The organism is Streptomyces niphimycinicus (genome assembly GCF_018883605.1).
GTDB lineage: Bacteria > Actinomycetota > Actinomycetes > Streptomycetales > Streptomycetaceae > Streptomyces > Streptomyces niphimycinicus.
On record NZ_JAHLEM010000938.1, the window covers coordinates 1 to 5,573 of the forward strand.

At 71.0% G+C, this 5,573-nt stretch carries 4 protein-coding genes; all 4 read left to right on the top strand.

Going from position 1 to position 5,573, the window contains the following annotated elements:
• The first annotated feature begins 204 nt into the window (after positions 1-204).
• On the top strand, positions 205-2,292 hold the full coding sequence (locus KN815_RS45780) for a bifunctional polysaccharide deacetylase/glycosyltransferase family 2 protein (RefSeq protein WP_216347710.1): 2,088 nt from the start codon (positions 205-207) through the stop codon (positions 2,290-2,292).
• Between the two features lie 78 nt (positions 2,293-2,370).
• Positions 2,371-3,789, top strand: coding sequence for a class II fumarate hydratase (locus tag KN815_RS45785; protein ID WP_216347707.1), 1,419 nt, complete (start codon positions 2,371-2,373; stop codon positions 3,787-3,789).
• Positions 3,790-3,857: 68 nt separating this feature from the next.
• The gene (gene fomD, locus KN815_RS45790; protein ID WP_216347708.1) at positions 3,858-4,559 is read left to right on the top strand and encodes a cytidylyl-2-hydroxypropylphosphonate hydrolase; all 702 of its coding nucleotides are present in this window, start codon (positions 3,858-3,860) and stop codon (positions 4,557-4,559) included.
• Positions 4,560-4,693: 134 nt separating this feature from the next.
• A complete protein-coding gene (locus KN815_RS45795) occupies positions 4,694-5,413 on the top strand; it encodes a class I SAM-dependent methyltransferase (protein ID WP_216347709.1) in 720 nt (239 codons plus the stop codon).
• The last annotated feature ends 160 nt before the right edge of the window (positions 5,414-5,573 follow it).

Below are 5,573 nucleotides of genomic sequence, written 5' to 3' on the forward strand. Positions count from 1 at the left end.
CCCGCGCCCCGTCGTCAGGACGGCGCGCCCCGCACGGTGTTCCGGCTGACCGGCTCCGGGCGCCGCGCCGCGAGGCTCACGGGCAGGCTCCGCGGCGTCAGGCCGCCCCACGCCAAGGCCCGCGCCCCCAAACCCCGCGCCCCCAAACCCCGCCCGCCCAGACTCCGTACCGTCAAGCTGCGAAAGCTCCGCACCCGCACCCGCATGGTGCTCGCCCTCGCGACCCTGCTCGCGCTGGTGTGCACCCTGCTGCTGGACGGCTATCTGCACGCCGAGGTCGGCAACGACGCCCGGGTGTACCGCTCACACGCCTCGCGCACCGTCCCCGACCGGCTGCGCAAGGGCGGGCCGGTGATCACCTTCGACCGGACGGGGAAGGCCACCGAGCACGCCATCCCGTCCAGGACCATCGCGCTGACCTTCGACGACGGCCCGGACCCCCGCTGGACCCCGGAGATCCTCGACGTACTGCGCCGCCACAAGGTGCGGGGGACCTTCTTCGTGCTGGGCCAGATGGTGGTCCGCCATCCGGAGCTGGTCCGCCGGATGCGGGCCGCGGGCCATGAGGTCGGGGTGCACACCTTCTCCCATGTCGACCTGTCGTACCAGGACAAGGGGCGCATGGACCGCGAACTGGCCCAGTCCCAGTTGGCCCTGGCCGGTGCGGCGGGCATCACCAGCTCGCTCTTCCGCGCCCCGTACGCCTCCAAGGTCCGGGCGCTGGACGACCGCACCTGGCCGGTGCAGCAGCACATCGGCTCCAAGGGCTACATCAGCGCCTTCGTGGACACCGACAGCGAGGACTGGCAGCGGCCCCCGGTCAAGGAGATCATCCACAACGCCACTCCCGAGGGGAAGAAGGGCGCGTCCGTGCTCTTCCACGACGCGGGCGGCAACCGCGCGCGGACCGTGACGGCCCTGGGGCGGTACATCGAGCGGATGCAGAAGAAGGGCTACTCCTTCACCACCGTCACCGGCGCGCTCGGCGCCCACAGCGCCAACCACCCGGCGCACACCGTGCCGATCTGGGAGGGCCGGGCGCTGATCTGGGCCGCCGCGTTCACCCACAGCGCGCTGCCCGCGCTGATGGCGCTGCTCGGCCTGGTGGGCTTCTCGGTGATCGGGCGGCTGCTGCTGATGGTGGTCCTCGCCTGGTGGCACCGGCGCTCGCGGGAGCGGCGACGCTGGAGCCGGGTGCAGGAGGTGACCGATCCGGTGAGCGTGATCGTGCCCGCGTACAACGAGAAGGAGTGCATCGCCAACACCCTGAAGTCGCTGTCCGCCGCCACCCACCCGATCGAGATCCTGGTCGTGGACGACGGCTCCACCGACGGCACCGCCGATATCGCCGAGGCGATGGGGCTGCCCAACGTACGGGTGCTGCGCCAGGCCAACGCGGGCAAGCCCGCCGCGCTCAACCGGGGCATCGCCCACGCGAGCCACGAGCTGATCGTGATGATGGACGGCGACACCGTCTTCGAGCCCACCACCATCCGTGAGCTGGTCCGCCCGTTCGCCGACTCGCGGGTGGGCGCGGTCGCGGGCAACGCCAAGGTGGGCAACCGGGGCAAGCTGATCGGCGCCTGGCAGCACATCGAGTATGTGATGGGCTTCAACCTCGACCGGCGGATGTACGACCTGCTGCGCTGCATGCCCACCATCCCCGGCGCGATCGGCGCCTTCCGCCGCCGGGCGCTGCTGGAGGCCGGGGGCATGAGCGCGGACACCCTGGCCGAGGACACCGACATCACCATCGCCCTGCACCGGGCCGGCTGGCAGGTGGTCTACCAGGAGCACGCCCGCGCCTGGACCGAGGCGCCCAGCTCCCTCGGCCAGTTGTGGAAGCAGCGCTACCGCTGGAGTTACGGCACCATGCAGGCGTTGTGGAAGCACCGCCGCTCACTGATCGACCGGGGGCCCTCGGGGCGGTTCGGCCGGGTGGGGATGCCGCTGGTGGTGCTCTTCCAGATCCTCACCCCGCTGTGCGCGCCGCTGATCGACCTGTTCACCCTCTACGGCGTGATCTTCCTGGACCCGGTGCGTTCGCTGCTGGCCTGGGGCGCGCTGCTGCTGGTGCAGTTGCTGGGCGCGGCGTACGCGTTCCGGCTGGACCGGGAGGGCTACCGGGCGCTGGCCGTACTGCCGCTCCAGCAGATCGCCTACCGCCAGTTGATGTATCTGGTGCTGCTGCACTCCTGTGTCACGGCGGCGACCGGCGCCCTGCTGCCGTGGCAGAAGCTCAAGCGCACCGGTGAGGTGGAAACGCCGCGGGCGCCGGAGGCCGTACGGTGACCGGGCTCACTCCATCGGCACGGCGGGCGCGGGAACACCGGGTGGCGTGATGACGCTGTGCTGGACGGAGGTGTCCCCATGACCGACGAGAGCCACCGCGACGAGCGCCCCCAGGAGGGCTACCGCATCGAGCACGACTCGATGGGGGAGGTGAGGGTCCCGGCGCACGCCAAGTGGCGCGCCCAGACCCAGCGGGCGGTGGAGAACTTTCCGGTCAGCGGGCAGCGGCTGGAGCGGGCGCATATCGAGGCGCTGGCCCGGATCAAGGCCGCGGCCGCCCTGGTCAACGCGGATCTGGGCGTGGTGGACAAGGACATCGCGAGCGCGATCGCGGAGGTGGCGGCCCAGGTCGCCGAGGGCCGCTGGGACGACCACTTCCCGGTGGACGTCTTCCAGACCGGCTCCGGCACCTCGTCCAATATGAACACCAATGAGGTGCTGGCCACCCTCGCGAGCGAGCGCCTGGGCCGCCCGGTGCACCCCAATGACCATGTGAACGCAAGCCAGTCCTCCAACGACGTCTTCCCCTCGTCGATCCACATCGCGGCCACCGCGGCCGTCACCCGCGATCTGATCCCGGCCCTGGCCCATCTGGCGGAGGCGCTGGAGCGCAAGGCGGCCGAGTTCGCGGAGGTGGTCAAGGCGGGGCGCACCCACCTCATGGACGCCACTCCGGTGACCCTCGGTCAGGAGTTCGGCGGCTACGCGGCCCAGGTGCGGTACGGGATCGAGCGGCTGCGCGCCGCCCTCCCCCGGCTGGCCGAGCTGCCGCTGGGCGGTACGGCGGTGGGCACCGGGATCAACACCCCGCCCGGGTTCTCCGCCGCCGTCATCGCCGAGCTGGCCCGCGCCACCGGGCTGCCGCTGACCGAGGCCCGGGACCACTTCGAGGCGCAGGGCGCACGGGACGGGCTGGTCGAGACGTCCGGGCAACTGCGGACGATCGCGGTCGGCCTCACCAAGATCTCCAACGATCTGCGCTGGATGGCGTCGGGCCCCCGCACCGGGCTCGCCGAGATCGCGCTGCCCGATCTCCAGCCCGGCTCCTCCATCATGCCGGGGAAGGTCAACCCGGTGCTCCCCGAGGCCACGCTGATGGTCGCGGCGCAGGTCACCGGCAATGACACCACCGTCGCCATGGCCGGGGCCGCCGGGAACTTCGAGCTCAATGTGATGCTCCCGGTGATCGCCAAGAATCTGCTGGAGTCGATCCGGCTGCTGACCAATGTCTCCCGGCTGCTCGCGGACCGCACCATCGACGGGATCACCGCCGACGCCGAGCGGGCCCGGGAGTACGCGGAGTCCTCGCCGTCCGTCGTCACCCCGCTCAATCGCTACCTCGGCTACGAGGAGGCGGCGAAGGTGGCCAAGCGGTCGCTGGCCGAGCGCAAGACCATCCGGGCGGTGGTGCTGGAGTCCGGCTATGTGGAGCGCGGGCTGCTGACCGTGGAGCAGCTCGACGAGGCGCTCGACGTACTGCGCATGACGCATCCTTAGCCGGGCGTTGGCCGCCGGTTGCGGCATAGGTCACGGCATCGCGGCCCCGGCGCACCTAAGATCTGCTCATGACAGCGGACATCGCGGAGACGACGGGGACGGCGGACATCGCCCGGTGGGCACCGGGTGACCATATCCTGTGGCGCTATCGGGCCAATGCCTCCGAGCTCATCCACATCTGCCGTCCCGTGACCGTCGTCGAGGACACCGCCGAGCTGCTCGCCGTCTGGCTCGCCCCCGGCACCCCCTGCGTCAAACCGCAGCTCACCGACGGCACCTCGGTGCACCACGAGCCGCTGTCCACCCGTTACACCAAGCCGCGGACCACCGCCCTGTCCCAGTGGTTCGGCACCGGGGTGCTGAAGCTGGCCCGGCCCGGCGAGCCGTGGTCGGTGTGGCTGTTCTGGGACCAGGGCTGGCAGTTCAAGAACTGGTACGTGAACCTGGAGGAGCCGCTGGTCCGCCGGCCCCGCGGGGTGGACTCCGAGGACCACTTCCTGGACATCGCGGTCTACCCCGACCGGAGCTGGGAATGGAAGGACGAGGACGAGTTCGCGCAGGCACAGCGGGCCGGGCTGATGGGCCCCGAGCAGGCGGAGCGGGTCCGGACCGCGGGCCGGGCGGCCGTGGCGGCCATCGAGTCCTGGGGAGCGCCGTTCCGGGACCGGTGGGAGGACTGGCGGCCCGACCCCGCATGGTCCGTGCCCGCCCTTCCGGCGGACTGGGGCCGTACGGACAACAAGCACACCTCGGCACACTCGAGGTCATGAACCTCTTGTCGTGTCCCAGTGTTTCAAACGTAGGATCGTCGTCCGGAACACTGCCCATGCGGGACACCAGACGCCGGCGCAAGTCACGGGCGATGCGCAAGATCTGACGTATTGTCACAGGAGGGGGCGGAGTCGTGAGCGGTGAGGACGCGTGCGGGGACGGTTACGAGGGCTACGAGGACTTCGACCGCCTCGCACTGGACCGCAGCGGTCAGGCGGACGCCTTCGACACCATCGGCGACCGCTATGACGAAGCCTTTCCGTACAAGGAGGGCCAGCTCGCCGCCGGTCAGTGGCTGGCCGAATCGCTGCCGCCCGGCTCCCGGGTGCTCGACGTCGGCTGCGGTACCGGCCTGCCCACGGCCCGTCAGCTCGTCGACGCGGGGCACGAGGTGGTCGGGATCGACATCTCCCCGGGGATGCTCAAGCTGGCCCGGGACAATGTGCCGGAGGCCACCTTCCACCATGTGGACATCGTCGATCTGCGGGTGGGCGGCCGGTACGGCCCCGGAGGCCCCCGGGAACTCGGCACCTTCGACGGCATCGCCGCCTACTTCACCCTGCTGATGCTGCCCCGCCCGGAGATCCCGTACGCACTGCGGACCCTGCACGCGGTACTCAGACCCGGGGGGCTGCTGGGGCTGGGCATGGTGGAGGCTGACATCGACGACTACTCCATTCCGTTCCTCGGCAACTCGGTCCGGGTATCCGGTTATCTGCGGGACGAGCTGCGCCAGGTCGTACACGAAGCGGGCTTCGAGATCGCCGGGGAGGACTCGCACACGTACGCCCCGGCCAGCACGGACGTACCACCCGAGATCCAGCTCTATCTGAACTGCCGACGACGTGCCTGACACTCGGTGCGCCCACGACCTGCGGGCGCACGGCCCCGGACGGATGGAAACCCACGCGTGACGGAGCACCCCACCTCCCACAGCAGGCGGCAGGCGGCCACCTCTGCCGCCGCCCCGGGCGCGCCCGCGCCCGACGACGCGCACGGCGCGGTCCCGGACC

Bases quoted from the DNA above. Each gene is read 5' to 3' on its own strand.
- KN815_RS45780 (WP_216347710.1), top strand. From the start codon at position 205: ATGGTGCTCGCCCTCGCGACCCTGCTCGCGCTGGTGTGCACCCTGCTG.
- KN815_RS45785 (WP_216347707.1), top strand. From the start codon at position 2,371: ATGACCGACGAGAGCCACCGCGACGAGCGCCCCCAGGAGGGCTACCGC.
- fomD (WP_216347708.1), top strand. From the start codon at position 3,858: ATGACAGCGGACATCGCGGAGACGACGGGGACGGCGGACATCGCCCGG.